Source organism: Pseudomonas sp. Ors-4-3C (assembly GCF_055755035.1).
Genome location: NZ_CM146900.1, coordinates 5416135 through 5436916, shown reverse-complemented (window position 1 = coordinate 5436916; position 20782 = coordinate 5416135). Strand labels below are relative to the sequence as shown.

Genomic DNA, 20782 nt, shown 5'->3' with positions numbered 1-20782 from the left:
ACATAGATATCGCCAGCAAAAAAAGACCCGCAACGGTGCGGGTCTCGGGTTTAGCGGCGGCTCAGGTGCCGGACTTGATCTTGGTCCAGGCCCGGGTGCGTGCCCGCTCGGCATCCCGCGGCAGCGGTTGCAGGGTGTAGAGCGTGCCCATTGCCGCATCGGTCGGGTACAGATTGGGGTTGTTACGGATCGCCGGATCGACCAGTTGCGTGGCGTCCTTGTTCGGGTTCGGGTAACCGACAAAGTCGCTGACTGGCGCAATCACCGCCGGTTGCAGCAGGTAGTTGATGAAGGTGTAGGCGTCCTCCGGGTTCTTCGCGCCCTTGGGAATGGCGAGCATGTCGAACCAGATCGGTGCGCCTTCCTTGGGCAGGCGCATGTCGACCACGACACCGTTCTTCGCTTCCTTGGCGCGGTTGGCCGCCTGCGAGAAACTGCCGGAGTAACCGACCGCGACGCAGATGTCACCGTTGGCGATATCGGCCATGTATTTGGAGGAGTGGAAGTAGGTGATGTACGGCCGGATCTTCATCAGCAGCGCTTCAGCTTTCGCATAGTCCGCCGGGTTTTTGCTGTTGGGGTCCAGACCCAGGTGCTGCAGCGCCAGCGGCAGGATCTCCGACGGCGAGTCGAGCAGGGCGACGCCGCACTGCTTGAGCTTGCTGATGTTGTCTTCGTTGAAGATCAGGTCCCAGCTGTCCACCGGCGCATTGTCGCCAAGCGCGGCCTTGACCTTGGCCGGGTTGAAGCCGATCAGGATCGTGCCGTACATGTACGGCACGGCGAACTGGTTGCCCGGGTCGTTGGCCTCGATCAGCTTCATCAGTTTCGGATCGAGGTGATTCCAGTTCGGCAGCTTGCTGCGATCCAGCGGCTGAAATACGCCGGCCTCAATCTGCTTGGCGAGGAACACGTTGGACGGCACCACTACGTCATAGCCGGAGTTGCCGGTCAGCAGCTTGGCTTCCAGTGCTTCGTTGGTGTCGAAGATGTCGTAGACCAGTTTGGTCTGGGTGTTCTGTGCCTTGAAGTCTTCCAGCGCCTTGGGCGTGATGTAGTCGAACCAGTTGTAGACGCGCAGGGTGCGTTCTTCGGCGTGGGCGCCGACGCTGAGCAGCGCCGCGCACAGGGCTGGCGCAATGCAGTGCTTGAGTCGGCTCATTGTGCAAAACCTTCCAGCACGTTCACTGCGTTGATGCCGATTTCTTCCACCGCGTAGCCACCTTCCATGACGAACAGCGTCGGTTTGCCGAGGGCGGCGATGCGCTTGCCCATGGCCAGGTAATCCGGGCTGTCGAGTTTGAACTGCGAGATCGGATCGTCCTTGAACGTGTCGACGCCCAGCGACACGACAATGATGTCGGCGCCGTAGCTGTCGATCTCGTTGCAGGCCTGTTCCAGCGCCGCGCTCCAGGTGTCCCAGCCGGAACCGGCCGGCAGCGGATAGTTGAAGTTGAAGCCTTCACCGGCACCTTCACCGCGTTCATCTTCGTAGCCGAGGAAGAACGGAAACTCGGCTTCCGGGTGGCCGTGGATCGAGGTGAACAGCACGTCGCTGCGCTCGTAGAAAATCGACTGAGTGCCGTTGCCGTGGTGATAGTCGACGTCAAGGATCGCGACTTTCTTGTGGCCGGCATCGAGAAATGCCTGGGCGGCGATGGCGGCGTTGTTGAGGTAGCAATAACCACCCATCAAATCGCCGGCGGCGTGGTGTCCCGGTGGCCGGCACAGGGCGAAGGCGCTGTGCGCGCCGCGCTGGATTTCGGCCTGGGCGGTGAGGGCGACTTGTGCTGCGCTGTAGGCTGCTTGCCAGGTGCCGGCGGTGATTGGCGCGCCGCCGTCGAAGCTGTAGTAACCGAGCTGGCCGTGCAGGCTGGTCGGTTTGATCTGCCGCAGGGTGCGCGCTGGCCAGGTGTAGGGCAGCAGGTCGCCGTCAGTGTTGAATTCGGTCCAGCGCGCCCATGCGCCTTTGAAGAAGTCGAGGTAGTCGTGGCTGTGAATCCGCGCGATCGGTTCGAGACCGAAGTCCTTCGGCGCTTCCACCGGGCCGAGATTCTGATTCTTGACCCGTTGCAGCACGTGGTCGGCGCGCGACGGCATTTCGAAGCACGGCTTGAGCTGGCCGTCGATGAGTTCGCAGCGGCCGTGGTGCAGGTGGTGATCGTCCGAGTAGATCGTCAGCATTTGTTGTTCTCCGCAGGGGGCTGATTCGGTTGCCCCCAGTGTTGCGGCGCGCGGCGAATCGGAGAACGGCAGGAAAGGCCAAAAGGGGATCGATATGGCCAAAACCTCTGACCGCAATTCGCCCCTCCTCTCAATGCAGTCAAGCTCCGATTCAGCCATGCAATGCGTCCTTGTGGGAGCGGGCTTGCTCGCGAATACGGTATGTCAGATGCAATGATGGCGACTGACACTGCGCATTCGCGAGCCACATTAAAAACTCAGAAAATTATGCGCAGCTAATCATGGTTGATAAGTTGGAAATGATCTTGAAGTTTGGTTTTTAACAGTGAGTGAGAAGTTTTTAAGTCGGTCTATAATGATTTTTTATTATTGTATTTAGTTGGCTTAAGGCATGACGCATGCCAATTTTAAAGTTGAAAACATGCGCGGTCTACTGTCAGAAATTACAGGTTTCTCTCGAATTCAATACCGTTTGTCGCATATTTTTATTTATATATTTGTTTTTTGACAGCCTGATAAGTTGGGTCTAGGTTGCCAAATGCTTACCTCTGGCTGTTTGAGGGTAGAGGTGGGCTATTCCTATGAACATTGACTTGATGATTTGCAAAAGGAGATTTGTATGAGTACTTCAAAGTTTGAAAAATATTCGCCGGAGTTCTTTCGGGGCATCAAAAAGGCAACCGAAGGTCAATTCGACATTAAAATTAACGGTAAAAAGCATTCCCTTCCGGTCAGTCATGCCGAAATACGCGAAAAAGACATTGTTCTGAGATTCGATCTGAGTGGGGGGAATCCTGAAGTTAACCACCTTATTTCAATAATTATTGAGAAGCAGTATTTGAATAAAAAAGTGGAATTTACCGGGGGAGGTAAGCCCGTTTATTTCCTGTTTCAGAATGCCAAGCAAGAGTGGTTGGCGGAAAAAGGCTGGATTCATGTGGATTGGCAAGAGAACAGCAAGAAAATCACTGGGCTGGTGGACGATGTGGAAAGCGGCCGGCCTGGTGACTCCAAACTGGAGCAAGGTAAATTTGAAGTAACCTTAGCTTGATTGTTAAACCTTCCTGCGTGAGTTTTGCAGGAAGGTTTATTGATGCTCCGAATCGCATTTTCAAGTTTTTATCAGATCAGTTCGCCACACAGGTCGAATTCGATCAGTCGGCTCACGTCAGCCGACTCCAGTCTGGGAGCTGCCCAAGCCAGCGATCTTTTGATCTTCAGGGTCTGTACTGACTCGGCGCAACACCGCTCCAGCGCACGAACGCATGGCGGAAGCTCGCGGTCTCGCTGAAACCCAGGGTCTCGGCGATGCGGTAGATCGGCAGTTGATCCTCACACAGCATCTGCTTGGCCCGCTCGAAGCGCAGTTCGTCGAGCAGTTCCTGATAGCTGCTGCCCATGTCCTTCAAATGGCGGCGCAAGGTGCGCGGCGAACATTTCATCTGCTGGGCCAGTCCCTCAAGCCCCGGTGCTGCATTGAGCTGGGCGCTGAGCAACTGGCGGATCCGCCCGAGCCACGCTTGCCGTCCGGTGAACTCGATGTTCTGTTTGCGGCAGCGTTCGGCCATGGCCTGGTGGGTGATGCTGTCGGCCAGCGGCAACGGTTGATCGAGCCAGCGCCGGTCGAAGGCGAAGGCGTTGTCCTTGGCGGCGAAATGCAGTGGACTGTTGAAGTGCTCGGCATAGCTGTCGCGATAATCCGGTGCGGCATGTTCAAAACGTGTCGCCCGCAACGGCAGCGGATGCCCGAGCAAGTCGTCGCAGATGACCTTCAACGACACCAGGCAGAATTCCGCGTTGAACACCGCCATCGACGGACTCTCGCGGTAATCGGCGGCGACGAACCAGACCTGCTCGCCATCGTCTTCCAGGCTCAGTTCGAAAAGTGTTCCCAGCAGCGCCGGATAGCGAATCGCCAGACGTAAAGCGTCACCTAAGGTGGCACTGGTGAGCAGCGCGTAACCGAGGATGCCGTAGCAGGACACGTGCATCCGCCGCCCCAGTTCCAGGCCAATGTCATGCTTGAGTGCGACGGCGTTGGCGCAGACCTGCATTTCCTGATTGGTGGTGATGCGCGTGTCGGCACGGGCCAGATCTGCCGTGCTGATGCCGCTGCCGGCCAGCAGCGCGTCGCTCGACAAACCTTCAGCCTTGAAGGTGTTGAGCACCAGCGAGACGGCGTTGAGCGTGGTGAGGTGGGAGTGCAGCATAAGATCTTCCAGCCTGGGGGATGCTGGAAACGGCAGCAAGTTATATGCCGCACGCGGATCAAACTGTACGAGGGCTGTTGTGGCGAGGGAGCTTGCTCCCGCTGGGGCGCGCAGCGGCCCCAAAACACTGCGACGGCTGCGCAGTCGAGCGGGAGCAAGCTCCCTCGCCACAGGGGCTCACTCCTGCAAGGTATTGCGTTGCGTCAGATAAGTTCGCCACACAGGTCGAGTTCGATCAGGCGCCGCACTTCGGCCGATTCCAGGCCTGCACCCAGCAGTGCCTGCAATTTGCCGAACGCCGCTTCGCGGGTCATGCCGCCACCGGACAGCACGCCAACGCCGCGCAAACGGCTGCCGGCTTCATACACATCCAGCTCGACCCCGCCTTCATGGCACTGCGTGACCGCGACCACCACCACACCGTTGTCCCGCGCGCGGCCGAGGCTGGCGAGGAATTCTGGATTGTCGCTCGGCCCGGTACCGCTGCCGTAGCACTCCAGCACCAGACCTCTGATACCGCTGGCCAACAGGCCATCAACCACCTCGGCGCCGATGCCGGGGAACAGTGGCAGCACAGCAACCTTGGCCAGTTGTTTCGGCTGGTTGTAGTTCAGTGCGGCCGGAATCGACGGCGCTTTCACCCCGCCGCCCTGACGCTCCAGGCGCTTGAACGGATGACGACCGAAGCTGCGTACTTTCGCGCAGCGGGTCGGCGCCAGCAGCTCGCCATGGAAGTACAGGTGCACGCCCGACGCCAGACCCTGGCCCAGAGCAACCAGCGCGCCACCGAGGTTTTCCCAGGCATCGCTGTCGGTGACGCCGGCTGGCAGCATCGAGCCGGTGAAACACACGCGGGCATGCAGGCCGAGCAACTGGAAACTCATCGCCGCAGCGCTGTAGGCCAGGGTGTCGGTGCCGTGCAGGATCAGCACGCTGTCGCAGCCTTGTACGTCCACCGCATCGACCACTGCTTCACGCAGTTGCTGCCAATAGGCCGGGGTCATGTTGGCGCTGTCGATCAGCGGCGCCATTTCCCGGAAGCGCCACTGCGGCACCACCAGCTCAGGCTGGCTGTGCAGGTAGTCGCGCATGCGGGCTTCGAAACCGGACGCCGGGGCCAGACCGTTGGCGCTGGCCTGCATGCCGATGGTGCCACCGGTGTAGAGCACCATGACGTGTTGGGCGGCGGGATAAGTCGAAGGGTTCATAGGATTCTCCGAAACGATGAGTTCCTGTGGGAGCGGGCTTGCTCGCGAATGCGGTGGGTCAGATACAGGAATGTCGACTGATCTGCCGCTTTCGCGAGCAAGCTCGCTCCCACAGGTATTGCATCACAATAACTGACGGGCGCAGGGGATGCGCCCCTCATTCACCCGTCAGCGTTGCGCTGCAGGGACGCCTTGCGGCTCGGCTGCGGTCTTGCCGGCGGCTGGCGCCTCGGCCGGCCAGGCCTTCAGGTCCAGGTCCAGATCGGCAAATTTGCTCGAGTCGAACACGGGCTGCTTGATGCCGGCGCGGCGCTGCTCGTCGTAGTCGCGCATCACGCGCATGCCGACCTTGAACAGCATGGCCAGGGCCATCAGGTTGACGAAGGCCAGGCAGGTCATGGTGATGTCAGCGAAGGCGAATACGGTCGAGAGGTCTTGCATCGAACCCCATACCACCAGCGCCAGCACCAGGCCGCGGAAAACCATCAGCAAGGCGCGGTTGCGGCTGAGGAACTGCAGGCTGTTTTCGCCCAGGTAGTAGTTGTAGAGGATGCAGGTGAAGACGAACAGCGACAGCGCGACGCTGACGAAGATGCGGCCCCAGTCACCGACCACGGCGGCCAGCGAGTTCTGGGTCAGGACGATGCCGTCACCTTCGAAGCCCGGGGTGTAGAAGCCCGACAACAGAATCAGCAGCGCGGTGCAGGTGCAGATCACGAAGGTGTCGAGGAACACGCTGAAAGCCTGAACCACGCCCTGAGCGCCCGGGTGTTTCACCGAGGCCACGGCGGCGACGTTCGGCGCACTGCCCAGGCCTGCTTCGTTGGCGAACACGCCACGCTTCACGCCCATGACGATGGCGCTGCCGAGCAGGCCGCCGAAGGCCGGGTCGAGACCGAAGGCGCTCTTGAAGATGGTTTCCAGCATGGCTGGCACGTGTTCGATCTGGGTGCCGATCACGTACAGGGTCACGCCGATGTAGGCCAGGGTCTTGACCGGTACCAGCAGGTCGGACACCGCGGCGATGCGCTTGATGCCGCCGATGAAGGTGATGGCCAGCAGCACCGCCAGGACGATCCCGGTGTGGCGTGGGTCGAAGGCAAAGGCGTTCTGCAGCGAGTGGGTCACGGTGTAGGACTGCAGGCCGATGAAGGCGAAGCCGTAGGTGACCAGCAGCAGGATCGAGAACACCACCGCCATGCCTTTCAGCTTCAGGCCGTGCTGGATGTAGTAGGCCGGGCCGCCACGGTACAGACCGTCGCCATCGGCGCGCTTGTAGACCTGAGCCAGGGTGCATTCGAAGAAGCTGCTGGACATGCCGACCAGTGCGGTCACCCACATCCAGAACACCGCACCTGGCCCGCCGAGGGTTACGGCGATGCCGACACCGGCGATGTTGCCTGCACCGACACGGCCGGCAAGGCTGAGCATCAGGGCCTGGAACGAGCTGAGTTGCCCGCCGCTGCTTTTGAGGCTGTCGCGGAACACCGCGAACATGTGGAAGAAGTGCCGCAATTGAACGAAACGCGAGCGAATCGTGAAGTAGCTACCGAGCCCGACAATGAGCACGATCAGTACTTTCCCTGAGAGGAAGTCGTTGATGACTTCGAGCATGGATTTTTCCTCGCTGTTTTTTGTGTAAGCAAATACTGGACGGTGGAAACATCGTGTTACACCGGTGTGCACGCGGCACGACAGGTGAGGCGATGGTTTCGTCCCGGATCCATTTCGCGGGTTTGTTATTAGTTCGGGTTTCGCATGGGTTATGGCCTCGTTACCGACGACCGCTCACGCGAAGAGGGGCGGCACTATACCGATCAGTGCGGCGCCCGTCTGCACGCTCGTGGTGCAAGCGACGAAACGAAGCTTTGAAACACCCGGCGTTACCGGCGCCGGGCTTGTGCGGGAATTGCTCTTTTGTGGGAGCGGGCTTGCTCGCGGATGCGGTGTGTCAGGTTCATTCTGTTCGACTGACACGACGCCTTCGCGAGCAAGCCCGCTCCCACATGAAGCAGTCCCCAGACATACGGGTCTCAGGGTCGGAAAGTTAAAAAAAAGGGCTTGGGGACTGATCCCCAAGCCCTCAAAAGGTGAGAGGTGTCTAGTCCCTCGACCTGGTGAGCGGTGCTACAAGTAACGCGTCGGCTCAGGCTTTGAGCGGAACCAGACGCGGGGCAATCATGTTTTCCGGGCGCAGGATGTCGGCGAGCATCGCTTCGTCGAGCAGGCCTTCTTCGCGCACCAGTTCCAGCACGCCGCGGCCGCTTTCAAGGGCGATACGGGCGATGCGGGTGGCGTTTTTGTAGCCGATGTACGGGTTCAGCGCGGTGACCAGACCGATCGAGTGCTCGACCAGTTCGCGGCAGCGCGCTTCGTTGGCGGTGATGCCCACGATGCAGTGCTCGCGCAGCATGTCCATGGCGCGTTGCAGCAGGCGGATCGAGTCGAGGATCTTGAACGCGATCAGCGGCTCCATCACGTTCAGCTGCAGTTGGCCGCCTTCGGCTGCCATGGTCAGCGCCAGATCGTTACCGATGACCTGGAAGGCCACCTGGTTAACGGCTTCCGGAATCACCGGGTTGACCTTGCCGGGCATGATCGAGCTGCCTGGCTGACGCGCTGGCAGGTTGATCTCGTTAATGCCGGTACGTGGGCCGCTGGACAGCAGGCGCAGGTCGTTGCAGATCTTCGACAGCTTGACCGCGGTGCGCTTGAGCATGCCGGAGAACAGCACGAAGGCGCCCATGTCGGAGGTGGCTTCGATCAGGTCGGCGGCGGGCACCAGCGGCTGACCGCTGATCAGTGCCAGGCGTTGTACGGCCAGCGCTTGATAACGCGGGTCGGCGTTGATGCCGGTGCCGATCGCGGTGCCGCCCAGGTTCACTTCAGTCAGCAGTTCCGGGGCCAGCGTCTTCAGACGGGCCAGGTCTTCGCCCATGGTGGTGGCGAAAGCACGGAACTCTTGACCCAAAGTCATCGGCACGGCGTCTTGCAGCTGGGTACGACCCATCTTCAGGACGTGGTTGAATTCTTCACCCTTGGCCGCGAAGGCCTGAATCAGGCTGTCGAGGCTGGCCAGCAGCGCGTCGTGACCCAGCAACAGACCCAGGCGGATCGCGGTCGGGTAGGCGTCGTTGGTCGACTGCGCCATGTTGACGTCGTCGTTCGGGTGCAGGTACTGGTACTCGCCTTTCTGGTGACCCATTGCTTCGAGTGCAATGTTGGCGATCACTTCGTTGGCGTTCATGTTGGTGGAGGTACCGGCGCCACCTTGAATCATGTCGACCACGAATTCTTCGTGGAAATCACCGCGGATCAATCGGGCACAGGCTTCGCTGATGGCAGCGTGCTTGGCTTCGCTCAGATGACCCAGCTCACGGTTGGCGTCAGCAGCGGCCTGTTTGACCATGGCCAGACCGACAACCAGTTTCGGGTAATGCGAAATCGGGACGCCGGAGAGACGGAAGTTGTTCACCGCTCGCAGGGTCTGGATGCCGTAATACGCTTGAGCCGGTACTTCGAGGGCGCCAAGCAGGTCATTTTCTGTGCGGAAAGATGCAGCGGAGGACATGATAGAAATCATCTCGATATGGACCCGGTCTATGCCGGAACGCTGCGAATGCTAGGCTTCCGGGATTTTTTGGGCCAATGCTGTTAAACACTGGCCTATGCACATTCGGCATAATGCCGGTGTGACGCCGCGTGCGCGGCAGACGTGTGACCTGTTTTGGTGCGTGTCCGGGAGGACGTGATGAATCTGGAAAGCAAATGGCTCGAGGACTTCAGTGCCCTGGCCGCCACCCGCAGCTTCTCGCAGGCGGCCGAACGGCGCTTCGTGACCCAGCCGGCCTTCAGTCGGCGAATCCGCAGCCTCGAGGCCGCACTGGGGCTGACGCTGGTCAACCGTTCGCGCACGCCGATCGAGCTGACGGCGGCCGGGCAACTATTTCTGGTGACCGCGCGCACGGTGGTCGAACAGCTCGGTGAAGTGCTGCGTCATCTGCATCATCTGGAAGGCGGGCAGGGCGAGGTGATCCAGGTCGCGGCGGCGCACTCGCTGGCGCTGGGCTTCTTCCCGCGCTGGATCGCGCAACTGCGCAACGAAGGCTTGAACATCGCCACGCGGCTGGTGGCGACCAACGTTGGCGACGCGGTGCACGCGCTGCGCGAAGGTGGCTGCGACCTGATGCTGGCGTTCTACGACCCGGACGCGGCAATGCAGATGGACCCGGAAATCTTCCCGTCGCTGCACCTGGGCCAGACCGAAATGCTGCCGGTGTGTGCAGCGGACGCCGATGGCAAACCGCTGTTCGATCTGGAAGGCGAAGCCAGTGTGCCGCTGCTGGCCTATAGCGCCGGGGCGTTTCTCGGGCGTTCGGTGAATGGTCTGCTGCGCCAGCGTCAGCTGCGCTTTACCACCATTTACGAAACCGCCATGGCCGATAGCCTCAAGAGCATGGCGCTGGAAGGCCTCGGCATTGCCTGGGTGCCGCAATTGAGCGTGCGCGCCGAACTTGGCCGAGGTGAACTCGTTGTTTGCGGCGGCCCGCAATGGCATGTGCCGCTGGAGATTCGTCTGTATCGCTGCGCGCTGGTGCGCAAGGCCAACGTGCGCTTGTTGTGGCGCAAGCTTGAGGGCGGGGCAGCCGGCCCGGCGACTTGAGGGGCCCAGGCGTGAAAGTCCCAATGGGCTTTCACGCTGTTGTTCATGATTTAAAGCGTTTCAAGCATTTTCTTCGAGATACTTGCGGATTCTTTCCCGGTTTTTATCACTGAAGCGTTTGGCATTGCCTCTGAGAGAGGATTCAAGCGATCCGGAGGCCATGATGGTTTCATCCCACCAACCGTTGTAATAAACCTCGAAGTCTTCATGGCGTGCGCCGAACATATGCCCCACTTCATGCGCGGGCGTCTGGTCACCGTTAATGGATGCAATGGCAACAAAGCCCGTTTGACTTGCAATCCCTGCAACCGTGCTGCTGAGATTGTCGCGTGTCAGCAGAAGATACTTGCGCGTGTGGTTGGTATAAGTGTCGGCGGGTTGGGTCTGTTTATGCTGTTCGACTTTTTTAGACCAGGAAAGAAGTGTCTGTTCCGGGCTGTCAATCTTGTAGCTCAGGTCTGTGAGGGCCGGCGCGTCTGAGGGTGACTTGAAAAGGATTGCGAGTGGCCGTCCGGAAAGTGTTTCGAATTCCTTGGCCAACCATTTGAATTGTTTTTCGTAAATATCATCAGCGTCATGATCTGCCAGATCTTTATGAACAAACACTAATAACAACAATGGGTGCGGCATTTAAATACTCCAATGGTTTCTGGATTCGGCGGTGGGTGCCGAAAATATTGATAATTGAATAAGGGCGAAATATTTTATTAAGTTGAAGTTAGCAAGTTGCCGGGACTTCACGTTGTTTATATAACATTGGTAGCGTGTGACGCGGCTGGTTAGTGTTTTAGCGTTTATTTCCTGATGCTCTTTACTTGGCGTTTATCGGGTGCAGTTCAGGGGCGATGTTCTTGATTCTCGAGTCAATAAAACCGCTGTATTGCCTCGGCTGACAGATGGTCGAATCGGGGGCTGTTTATTGCTTTCTTTGCGGTATACTGCGCGGCCTTCGGCCGGCACGTCCGGCCATTTTTCGTACAATCAAGCCACGCAATCCTGCGTGGCTTGTTGTTTTTGACGCGCCTGCGGGCGCCCAGAGAGAAGAGGCGCGACGATGAGTGCACTGGTTGGCGTGATCATGGGCTCCAAGTCCGATTGGTCCACCCTTAGCCACACCGCCGATATGCTGGAAAAGCTCGGCATCCCGTACGAGGTCAAGGTGGTTTCTGCCCACCGCACCCCGGATCTGCTGTTCCAGTACGCCGAAGAGGCTGAGGGCCGCGGCATCGAGGTGATCATCGCCGGTGCCGGTGGCGCAGCCCACCTGCCAGGCATGTGTGCGGCCAAGACCCACCTGCCGGTGCTGGGCGTTCCGGTGCAGTCGTCGATGCTCTCGGGCGTCGATTCGCTGCTGTCGATCGTGCAGATGCCGGCGGGCATTCCGGTTGCCACCCTGGCCATCGGCAAGGCCGGCGCGATCAACGCTGCGCTGCTCTCGGCGAGCATTCTCGGCGCCAAGCATCCACAGTTCCACGCGGTACTGAAAACCTTCCGTGCCGAGCAGACAGACAGCGTCCTGGACAATCCAGACCCACGTATTGCCTGAGGTTGTTGAGATGAAGATCGGTGTAATCGGTGGCGGCCAGTTGGGCCGCATGTTGGCGCTGGCGGGCACTCCGCTGGGCATGAACTTCGCTTTCCTCGACCCTGCGCCGGACGCTTGCGCCGCGGCACTGGGCGAACACCTGCGGGCCGATTACGGCGATCAGGATCACCTGCGCCAGTTGGCCGATGAAGTCGATCTGGTGACCTTCGAGTTCGAAAGCGTCCCGGCCGAAACCGTGGCGTTCCTCTCGCAATTCGTGCCGGTGTACCCGAGTGCCGAAGCCCTGCGCATCGCTCGCGACCGCTGGTTCGAGAAGAGCATGTTCAAGGACCTGGGCATCCCGACCCCGGCCTTCGCCGACATTCAGTCGCAAGCCGACCTGGATGCCGCCGTGGCTGCCATCGGTCTGCCGGCCGTGCTGAAAACCCGCACCCTGGGTTACGACGGCAAGGGCCAGAAAGTCCTGCGTAAGCCGGAAGACGTGGTCGGTACGTTCGCTGAACTGGGCAGCGTTGCCTGCCTGCTGGAAGGCTTCGTGCCGTTCACCGGCGAAGTCTCGCTGATCGCCGTACGTGCCCGCGATGGCGAAACCAGGTTCTATCCGCTGGTACACAACACCCACGACAGCGGCATCCTCAAGCTGTCGGTGGCCAGCACCGATCACCCGCTGCAGGCGCTGGCTGAAGACTATTCCAGCCGCGTGCTCAAGCACCTGGATTACGTCGGCGTGATGGCGTTCGAGTTCTTTGAAGTCGACGGTGGCCTGAAGGCCAACGAAATCGCCCCGCGCGTGCACAACTCCGGGCACTGGACCACCGAAGGCGCCGAGTGCAGCCAGTTCGAAAACCACCTGCGTGCCGTTGCCGGCCTGCCGCTGGGTTCGACGGCCAAGGTCGGCGAGAGCGCGATGCTCAACTTCATCGGCGTGGTTCCGCCGGTGGAGAAGGTCATCGCCATCGAAGATTGCCATCTGCACCACTACGGCAAAGCCTTCAAGGCCGGGCGCAAGGTCGGTCACGCCAACCTGCGCTGCGCCGACATGGCCACGCTGCAGGCGCAGATCGTCAAGGTCGAAGCGCTGATCGCCGAGTAAAAGCAGTTTCATCTGGCCGCGGCGGAACCATTGCGGGGCCGCCGTTCTCTGATGGCAGGATGCGAAAGTCTGACTAGGCTTTCGCATATCTACTATTCAGAGGGAAATGCCATGGGAATTATCGGAACCATCTTTATCGGCTTGATCGTCGGCCTGCTGGCACGCTTTCTCAAACCGGGCGATGACAGCATGGGCTGGATCATGACCATCCTGCTCGGTATCGGCGGTTCGCTGGCAGCCACCTACGGCGGCCAGGCCCTGGGCATCTATCAGGCAGGTCAGGGCGCAGGCTTCATTGGCGCACTGGTCGGCGCGATCATCCTGCTGGTGATCTACGGCCTGATCAAAAAGAACTGATCCAAAGCGACAAAGCCCTCTCTGCCAAACCGGTGGGGAGGGCTAGAATGCGCGGCGACTGTTCGTCCCTTCTTTTTTACCGAGCTCCTCCATGCGCCGCATTTTGTTGACTCTCCTTTTTCTGGGCAGCGGTTTGGCCCACGCCGGCGAACTGCCGGAAACCGACTGGCTGGAACTGATGCCCAAGTCGGACCAGAAAGCCCTCGAGGCCATGCCTGAAATCGATCACAACTCCCCGGAAGCCACCGGCACTTTCACCCAGAAGGGTGGCATGAAGCAGGCCAAGGGTTTGCCGGCGGTGATGTATTCGACCAAGACCGTGGCGGCGATGAACGACAAGCACATTCGTATCGGTGGTTATCCGGTGCCGCTGGAGTCCGATGCCAAGGGCCGCAGCACGGTGTTCTTCCTCGTGCCGTACCCGGGCGCTTGCATCCATGTGCCGCCACCGCCGCCGAACCAACTGGTGCTGGTGCGTTATCCCAAAGGCTTGAAGCTGGACGACATCTACACGCCGTTGTGGGTGACCGGTACGCTGAAGATCGAGAAGGTCAACAACGATCTGGCGGACGCGGCGTATGCGCTGGATGCGGACAAGGTGCGGGTGGTGCAGGAGTCCGATCTCTAAACACCTGGCGCAGAACCCAATGTGGGAGCGGGCTTGCTCGCGAATGCGGTCTATCAGAGAGATTAATGTATCTGACACACCGCATTCGCGAGCAAGCCCGCTCCCACAGTTTGTTTCGCACCAGGGTTTAGAGCGGTTTGCTGCCGACGCTGACACCCATCGTATGGCTCACACCCGAGCCCAGCGTGACCACGTCATCCATCACATTCGCCGTCTCGATGCACAGCATGCGCTGCCAGCCATCGTTGTCCATGTCGCTGAACGCCGCTGCGCGGTCGATCCATGGGTTCCAGATCACCGCCGTGCGTGAGCCAGTGGCGGTCAGCACGATGCGCCGTTTCCAGGTCGGATCGACGATGCTCAGTTGCGGCGGAGCGTCGAGGTAGATGCGGTCGGTTTCCCCGGCGAAGCGTAGTTCGCCCTGCTGTTTGTGGGTATTCCAGTTGTCCAGAGTCTCGATGTAGTCCAGGCCGTCCACACCGTCGACGTGCACGTTGCGCACATCGCTGACCGCGAAGTAACTGTGCAGCGCCTGGCTGATGCTGACGCTTTCGGCGCCCCGGTTGTGGCTGGTCAGGCTGATGTGCAACTGATCATTCAGGTGCAGGGTCAGGGTCAGATCGACCTGGTGCGGCCAACCCGGGAAGCCACCTTCGGGGTAGGGCAGCTTGAACTCGACCTTGATGCCATCGTCCTCGGCTTCGATGCCGCCCAGTTGCCAATCCATCGCCCGGACGAAACCGTGGGACGCTGCCGGTTCTTCGCTGACGCGCATGGCTTGCACGCTTTGCGGGTTGCGATCAAACACACCGAACCACGGCCAGCACACCGGCACACCGGCGCGGATGCTCTTGCCGGTCTTGAACAGCGCCTTGTCGTTGAGCCAGATGATCGGCGGCTGACCGTCAACCTGATAACTGAGGATGTGCGCGCCTTGCTGGGCCACCAGCACTTCGGCCTGACCGTGGCGGATGCGCCAGCAGTTCAGTTCATCCAGTTTCACGGCTTCAACGTTGGGCGTGTTCATGGGACAGCTCTCGATCAGACACTTGGGACGACTATCGACCGCAAAACCGCGGCGAGGTTTAACGCGCGCGTGGCGGTACCGAACGGGTACGACCGCTGCCGTCGATGGCGACGAAGACGAACACCGCCTCGGTCACTTTACGCCACTCGCTGGACAGCGGATCGTCGCTCCACACCTCGACCATCATCTGGATCGAGCTGCGGCCGATTTCCAGGGTCTGGGTGTAAAAGGACAATTGCGCGCCCACCGCCACCGGCACCAGGAACGCCATGCGGTCGATGGCCACGGTCGCCACACGGCCACCGGCAACCCGGCTGGCCATCGCAGTGCCGGCCAGATCCATCTGCGCCACCAGCCAGCCGCCGAAAATATCGCCAAAGCCGTTGGTTTCGCGGGGGAGTGCGGTAATTTGCAGGGCCAGGTCGCCTTGCGGGATCGGATCTTCTTGTTCGAGCTCTATCATGCCGGGGGTGCCTCTGACCCGTGACTCTTCTTTGGTATTGCTGGTGGTAGCCGTCTTCAGGAAAAACGATTCAGCACCGAACATACTGCGTTCGTCACGTTTTCCATAAGGCAACTAAAGGGGAAACTCTGCGAAACCGGCTGATCCCGTTCAAAGGCCGGGCCAACGACGTTTTCGCACAGCAACCCCCTACAAACCGGAGCAAGGTTGCGAGTATATCGGTCGGTAGACTCCGCGACGACCATCGGGTTCTGATTTTGACCGTCAAATACGCGCCTCTATGTGCTTTTTCGAACAATTTGCTATGGTGCCGAACCTGCCGAAGCCACAGCCAGCGTTGTGGTGGCGGCGGATCCGACTATAAGAGAAGCCCTTGCCATGACCACAGCGCCTTCGAGCCTCGCGCAGCCCGAGCAACCTGCACGCCCCCTGACCCGCAATGACTACAAGACTCTGTCGCTATCGGCCCTGGGCGGTGCGCTGGAGTTTTACGATTTCATCATCTTCGTGTTCTTCGCCACCGTGGTCGGCAAGCTGTTTTTCCCGGCCGACATGCCCGAGTGGCTGCGCCTGATGCAGACCTTCGGCATTTTCGCCGCCGGCTACCTGGCGCGGCCGCTGGGCGGCATCGTCATGGCGCACTTCGGCGACCTGCTGGGACGCAAGAAGATGTTCACCCTGAGCATTTTCATGATGGCCGTGCCGACCCTGATCATGGGCCTGCTGCCAACCTATGCGCAGATCGGTATGTGGGCGCCGATCCTGTTGTTGCTGATGCGAGTGATCCAGGGCGCGGCGATTGGTGGTGAGGTGCCGGGGGCGTGGGTCTTCGTTTCCGAACACGTGCCGCAAAAGCACATCGGCTACGCCTGCGGCACCCTGACCAGCGGCCTGACGGCGGGCATCCTGCTCGGCTCTCTGGTCGCTACGGCAATCAACAGCATTTATACGCCGGGGGAAGTCGCGGATTACGCCTGGCGCATCCCGTTCCTGCTCGGTGGTGTATTCGGTCTGTTCTCAGTGTATCTGCGCCGTTGGCTGCACGAGACCCCGGTGTTCGCCGAGCTGCAACTGCGCAAGGCGCTGGCCGAAGAAGTGCCGCTGCGCGCGGTGCTGCGTGACCATCGCGGGGCGATTGCGATCTCGATGCTGCTGACCTGGCTGCTGTCCGCCGGGATCGTCGTGGTGATCCTGATGACCCCGACCGTGCTGCAGACGGTCTATTACTTCTCGCCAACGGTGGCGCTGCAATCGAACAGCCTGGCGATCGTGTTCCTGAGCGTTGGTTGCATCATCTCCGGTGCCCTGGCGGATCGTCTCGGCGCCGGCCGGGTGTTTGTCTTCGGTTCGCTGGGCTTGCTGATCAGTTCCTGGACCTTCTATCACAGCCTCGCTGATCACCCGAACTGGCTGTTCCCGCTGTATGCGCTGACCGGTCTGCTGGTCGGCACCATCGGTGCGGTTCCGTACGTGATGGTCAAGGCGTTCCCGCCGGTGGTGCGCTTCAGTGGGCTGTCGTTCTCGTACAACGTGGCGTACGCGATCTTCGGTGGCCTGACGCCAATGGTGGTCAGCCTGCTGCTTAAAGAGAGTGCGATGGGCCCGGCTTACTATGTGGCCGTCCTTTGCACGATGGGGATTCTGGTGGGGGCGTGGCTCTGGAAGAAGGGGCGCTGAAAATCTTTACCTGTGGGAGCGGGCTTGCTCGCGAATGCGTTGTGTCAGTCTGCATATGAATAGGCTGACACGGCCTCTTCGCGAGCAAGCCGCTCCCACATTGGTTCTGTGTTGTTCTCTGAGATCTTCGAATCATCTTGCAAAACCCCGATACTGGCCTTTCATCCAATTGTCATATTTCAGCCATAGAGTGTTCACACGGCCTGCTGATACTTGGCCCCGACTTAACACCCCCTATCTGCTAGGAGTAAGGCATGAAACTGAAGCGTTTGATGGCGGCAATGACTTTTGTCGCTGCTGGCGTTGCGACTGCCCACGCGGTAGCCGCTGGCGTTGACCCGTCAATTCCGGCTTACACCAAAGTCACCGGTGTCTCGGGCAACCTGTCCAGCGTTGGTTCCGACACTCTGGCCAACCTCATGACCCTGTGGGCTGAGAACTACAAGAAAGAATACCCGAACGTAAACATCCAGATTCAGGCCGCTGGCTCCGCCACCGCGCCACCTGCGCTGACTGAAGGCACCTCCAACCTGGGCCCGATGAGCCGCAAGATGAAGGACACCGAACTGGCGGCCTTCGAGCAGAAATACGGCTACAAGCCAACCGCAATCCCGGTTGCCGTGGACGCCCTGGCGGTGTTCGTGCACAAGGACAACCCGATCCAGCACCTGACCATGGAACAGGTTGACGCGATCTTCTCGTCCACCCGTCTGTGCGGCGCCAAAGCCGACGTGAAAACCTGGGGCGACCTCGGCGTAACAGGCGACCTGGCCAACAAGCCGGTGCAACTGTTCGGTCGTAACTCGGTATCCGGCACCTACGGCTACTTCAAGGAAGAAGCCCTGTGCAAAGGCGACTACAAGCCTAACGTCAACGAACAGCCAGGTTCGGCGTCGGTCGTGCAGTCGATCAGCTCCTCGCTGAACGGCATCGGTTACTCGGGCATCGGCTACAAGACCGCCAGCGTGAAAACCGTTGCTCTGTCGAAGAAAGGCAGCACTGACTTCATCGAAGACACCGAAGAAAACGCCCTGAACGGCAAGTACCCGCTGTCGCGCTTCCTCTACGTTTACGTGAACAAGGCCCCGAACAAGCCTCTGGCCCCGCTGGAAGCCGAGTTCGTGAAACTGGTTCTGTCCAAACAGGGTCAGGAAGTCGTAGTGAAAGACGGCTACATCCCACTGCCGGCCAAGGTTGCTGCAAAAGCACTGGCTGACCTGGGTCTGCAGGAAGGCGGCGCTGAAGTCGCAAAGAAGTAACAAATTGAGTCAGGGGTGAACCCCGCCTGACTCAAGTGTGGGGCCCGGCCCGCAAGCGGCCGGCTCCCACACCCTCCGAATTTTTCTATCCACTGCCAGTACCCCGCTGGCGGCGGATTTGGTGCGTCACTGCATTGTCATCTTTCTGTCATACAGGATCGCTAGGGTGTGCGCATGAATGATCTGGCCAATTCCCCAATGACTACGACTTCCCCTCCCAAGCGCATTGATTTCAATACGCCTGAGCTGCAACGCAAGCGCCGCATTCGCGCGCTCAAGGATCGCTTCACCCGCTGGTACGTCCTCGTCGGCGGCCTCGCCGTGCTGGCAGCCATCACCCTGATCTTCTTCTTCCTCGCCTACGTCGTTGCACCGTTGTTCCACGGCGCCAGCCTGACCGCGAAGGATGCCATTACCCCGGCCTGGATGCAGGACGCTGGCAAGCCGCTGATGATTTCGCTCGAAGAGCAGAATCAGGTGGCGATGCGCGTTTCCGACAAGGGCCAGGCGCTGTTCTTTGACATCGACAGTGGCGCTGAATTGAAGCGCGTCGATCTGCCGGTTCCTGCCGGCGCCAGCGTAACCTCCATCGGTGAAGACCAGCCAGGTCATCCACTGGTCGCCGTGGGCCTGTCCAACGGTCAGGCGCTGGTGTTCCGTCACACCTATAAAGTCAGCTACCCCGATGGCAAGAAAACCATCACTCCGGCCATCGAATACCCGTATGGCGAAGCGCCGATCGCGGTGAACGAGGGCGGCGGGGCGCTGGAGCACGTCAGCCTCAACGCGACCGATTCGACCCTGATGCTGGTGGGTTCGACCGGTTCGCAGCTCAATGTGCTGGCGCTGACCAGCGAAGAAAACATGATGACCGGCGAAGTCACCAACGAGCAGAAGCGTATCGAGCTGCCGCAGATGACCGAGCCGGTGAAGAACATCTTCGTCGACCCGCGCCAGCAATGGCTGTACGTGGTCAACGGGCGGGCCCAGGCCGACGTGTTCAGCCTGCGCGACAAGAGCCTCAACGGTCGCTACAAACTGCTGGAAAACGCCGACGCCCAAGTCACGGCCTCGACCCAACTGGTGGGCGGTATCTCGCTGATCATCGGTGATTCCACGGGTGGTCTGGCCCAATGGTTCATGGCTCGCGATACCGATGGCGAGTTGCGTCTGAAGCAGATCCGCACCTTCCAGATGGGCACTGCGCCGATCGTTGAAATCACTGCCGAAGAGCGTCGCAAGGGCTTCGTTGCCCTCGATGCCAGCGGCAAGCTCGGCGTGTTCCACAGCACCGCGCACCGCACCCTGCTGGTCGAGCCGGTCGCCGAAGGCCAGGGCCTGTTCGGTCTGTCGCCGCGTGCCAACCGGGTGATCGTCGAGGCCGGCGGCAAGCTGCAACCGCTGCTGCTCGACAACCCGCACCCCGAAGTATCGTGGAGCGCGTTGTGGAGCAAGGTCTGGTACGAAAACTACGACGAGCCTAAATACGTCTGGCAATCGACCGCCGCCAATACCGATTTCGAACCGAAACTGAGCCTCTCGCCACTGACCTTCGGCACCCTGAAAGCCGCGTTCTACGCGATGTTGCTGGCCGCGCCGCTGGCGGTTGCCGCAGCGATCTACACCGCGTACTTCATGGCCCCGGGCATGCGCCGCAAGGTCAAACCGGTGATCGAGCTGATGGAAGCGATGCCGACGGTGATCCTCGGTTTCTTCGCCGGTCTGTTCCTCGCGCCGTATGTGGAAGGGCATCTGCCGGGCATCTTCAGCCTGCTGATGCTGCTGCCGATCGGCATTCTGGTCGCCGGTTTTACCTTCAGTCGTCTGCCTGAGTCGATCCGCCTGAAAGTCCCGGATGGCTGGGAAAGTGCGCTGCTGATTCCGGTGATCCTGTTTGTCGGTTGGTTGTCGCTGTACATGAGCCCGTACATGGAGAACTGGTTCTTTGGCGGTGACATGCGCATGTGGATCTCCCACGACCTGGGCATCACCTACGACCAGCGCAACGCTCTGGTGGTTGGTCTGGCGATGGGTTTTGCGGTGATCCCGAACATCTACTCGATCGCCGAAGACGCCGTGTTCAGCGTGCCGCGTGGCTTGACCCTCGGCTCCCTGGCACTCGGTGCCACGCCGTGGCAGACCATGACCCGCGTGGTGATCCTCACCGCCAGCCCGGGCATTTTCTCGGCACTGATGATCGGCATGGGCCGTGCGGTCGGCGAAACCATGATCGTGCTGATGGCTACGGGTAACACCCCGGTCATGGAAATGAACCTGTTCGAAGGCCTGCGCACCCTGGCCGCCAACGTCGCGGTGGAAATGCCCGAGTCGGAAGTCGGCGGCAGCCACTACCGCGTGCTGTTCCTCTCGGCGCTGGTGCTGCTGTTGTTCACCTTCGTCATGAACACCCTGGCAGAACTGATTCGTCAGCGTCTGCGCAAGAAATACTCGTCGCTTTAAGAAAGGT

Annotated in this window: 18 protein-coding genes; 9 read left to right on the top strand and 9 right to left on the bottom strand. The window is 60.1% G+C overall.

Features of this window, described 5'->3' with window-relative positions; genetic code table 11:
• Positions 1–61 precede the first annotated feature (61 nt).
• Together ACVHNU_RS24695 and ACVHNU_RS24690 are read right to left on the bottom strand one after the other, a co-directional pair.
• Positions 62–1162: a polyamine ABC transporter substrate-binding protein gene (locus ACVHNU_RS24695; RefSeq protein ID WP_003229657.1), complete on the bottom strand. Its 1101-nt coding sequence runs from the start codon at positions 1160–1162 to the stop codon at positions 62–64.
• A complete protein-coding gene (locus ACVHNU_RS24690) occupies positions 1159–2184 on the bottom strand; it encodes a histone deacetylase family protein (RefSeq protein ID WP_473018460.1) in 1026 nt (341 codons plus the stop codon). Before ACVHNU_RS24690 ends, ACVHNU_RS24695 begins: the two co-directional genes overlap by 4 nt.
• 619 nt (positions 2185–2803) lie before the next feature.
• Between ACVHNU_RS24690 and ACVHNU_RS24685 the strand changes: the two genes are divergently transcribed.
• On the top strand, positions 2804–3235 hold the full coding sequence (locus ACVHNU_RS24685) for a hypothetical protein (protein ID WP_003229653.1): 432 nt from the start codon (positions 2804–2806) through the stop codon (positions 3233–3235).
• 166 nt (positions 3236–3401) lie between these two features.
• Here ACVHNU_RS24685 and ACVHNU_RS24680 read toward each other — a convergent pair whose 3' ends face one another.
• The 4 genes from ACVHNU_RS24680 to aspA all read right to left on the bottom strand — a co-directional run bounded on the left by ACVHNU_RS24680 (position 3402) and on the right by aspA (position 9173).
• On the bottom strand, positions 3402–4394 hold the full coding sequence (locus ACVHNU_RS24680) for an AraC family transcriptional regulator (RefSeq protein WP_003229651.1): 993 nt from the start codon (positions 4392–4394) through the stop codon (positions 3402–3404).
• Between the two features lie 203 nt (positions 4395–4597).
• A complete protein-coding gene (locus ACVHNU_RS24675; RefSeq protein ID WP_473018459.1) occupies positions 4598–5602 on the bottom strand; it encodes an asparaginase in 1005 nt (334 codons plus the stop codon).
• Between the two features lie 168 nt (positions 5603–5770).
• Entirely contained in the window at positions 5771–7216 is a 1446-nt protein-coding gene (locus ACVHNU_RS24670) for an alanine/glycine:cation symporter family protein (RefSeq protein ID WP_103484633.1), read from the bottom strand.
• A 532-nt stretch (positions 7217–7748) separates the two neighbouring features.
• Positions 7749–9173 carry an aspartate ammonia-lyase gene (aspA, locus tag ACVHNU_RS24665; RefSeq protein WP_003229645.1) on the bottom strand — a complete coding sequence of 475 codons (1425 nt, stop codon included), beginning with the start codon at positions 9171–9173 and terminating at the stop codon, positions 7749–7751.
• Between the two features lie 180 nt (positions 9174–9353).
• On the opposite strand from aspA, the gene ACVHNU_RS24660 reads away from it, so the two are divergent.
• Complete coding sequence (locus ACVHNU_RS24660) at positions 9354–10265, top strand: LysR substrate-binding domain-containing protein (RefSeq protein WP_201136219.1); 912 nt, start codon at positions 9354–9356, stop codon at positions 10263–10265.
• 60 nt (positions 10266–10325) lie between these two features.
• On the opposite strand, the gene ACVHNU_RS24655 is transcribed toward ACVHNU_RS24660, so the two are convergent.
• Positions 10326–10895 carry a zinc metalloprotease gene (locus ACVHNU_RS24655; RefSeq protein ID WP_003229643.1) on the bottom strand — a complete coding sequence of 190 codons (570 nt, stop codon included), beginning with the start codon at positions 10893–10895 and terminating at the stop codon, positions 10326–10328.
• A 424-nt stretch (positions 10896–11319) separates the two neighbouring features.
• Between ACVHNU_RS24655 and purE the strand changes: the two genes are divergently transcribed.
• The 4 genes from purE to ACVHNU_RS24635 all read left to right on the top strand — a co-directional run bounded on the left by purE (position 11320) and on the right by ACVHNU_RS24635 (position 13889).
• Positions 11320–11811, top strand: coding sequence for a 5-(carboxyamino)imidazole ribonucleotide mutase (gene purE / locus ACVHNU_RS24650; protein ID WP_003229641.1), 492 nt, complete (start codon positions 11320–11322; stop codon positions 11809–11811).
• Between the two features lie 10 nt (positions 11812–11821).
• Complete coding sequence (locus ACVHNU_RS24645; protein ID WP_003229637.1) at positions 11822–12904, top strand: 5-(carboxyamino)imidazole ribonucleotide synthase; 1083 nt, start codon at positions 11822–11824, stop codon at positions 12902–12904.
• Positions 12905–13015: 111 nt separating this feature from the next.
• Positions 13016–13261, top strand: a complete 246-nt coding sequence (locus tag ACVHNU_RS24640; RefSeq protein WP_085696742.1) for a GlsB/YeaQ/YmgE family stress response membrane protein — start codon at positions 13016–13018, stop codon at positions 13259–13261.
• A 91-nt stretch (positions 13262–13352) separates the two neighbouring features.
• The gene (locus ACVHNU_RS24635) at positions 13353–13889 is read left to right on the top strand and encodes a DUF3299 domain-containing protein (protein ID WP_103484631.1); all 537 of its coding nucleotides are present in this window, start codon (positions 13353–13355) and stop codon (positions 13887–13889) included.
• 127 nt (positions 13890–14016) lie between these two features.
• On the opposite strand, the gene ACVHNU_RS24630 is transcribed toward ACVHNU_RS24635, so the two are convergent.
• Together ACVHNU_RS24630 and ACVHNU_RS24625 are read right to left on the bottom strand one after the other, a co-directional pair.
• Entirely contained in the window at positions 14017–14916 is a 900-nt protein-coding gene (locus ACVHNU_RS24630; protein ID WP_003229630.1) for a D-hexose-6-phosphate mutarotase, read from the bottom strand.
• A gap of 58 nt (positions 14917–14974) precedes the next feature.
• The gene (locus tag ACVHNU_RS24625; RefSeq protein WP_003229628.1) at positions 14975–15379 is read right to left on the bottom strand and encodes an acyl-CoA thioesterase; all 405 of its coding nucleotides are present in this window, start codon (positions 15377–15379) and stop codon (positions 14975–14977) included.
• A 378-nt stretch (positions 15380–15757) separates the two neighbouring features.
• Here ACVHNU_RS24625 and ACVHNU_RS24620 point away from each other — a divergent pair, with 378 nt between their 5' ends.
• The 3 genes from ACVHNU_RS24620 (at position 15758) to ACVHNU_RS24610 (ending at position 20775) form a co-directional block, all read left to right on the top strand.
• Entirely contained in the window at positions 15758–17056 is a 1299-nt protein-coding gene (locus ACVHNU_RS24620) for an MFS transporter (protein ID WP_473018458.1), read from the top strand.
• A gap of 254 nt (positions 17057–17310) precedes the next feature.
• The gene (locus ACVHNU_RS24615; protein ID WP_003229623.1) at positions 17311–18315 is read left to right on the top strand and encodes a phosphate ABC transporter substrate-binding protein PstS; all 1005 of its coding nucleotides are present in this window, start codon (positions 17311–17313) and stop codon (positions 18313–18315) included.
• Positions 18316–18741: 426 nt separating this feature from the next.
• On the top strand, positions 18742–20775 hold the full coding sequence (locus ACVHNU_RS24610; RefSeq protein WP_473020098.1) for an ABC transporter permease subunit: 2034 nt from the start codon (positions 18742–18744) through the stop codon (positions 20773–20775).
• Positions 20776–20782 lie beyond the last annotated feature (7 nt).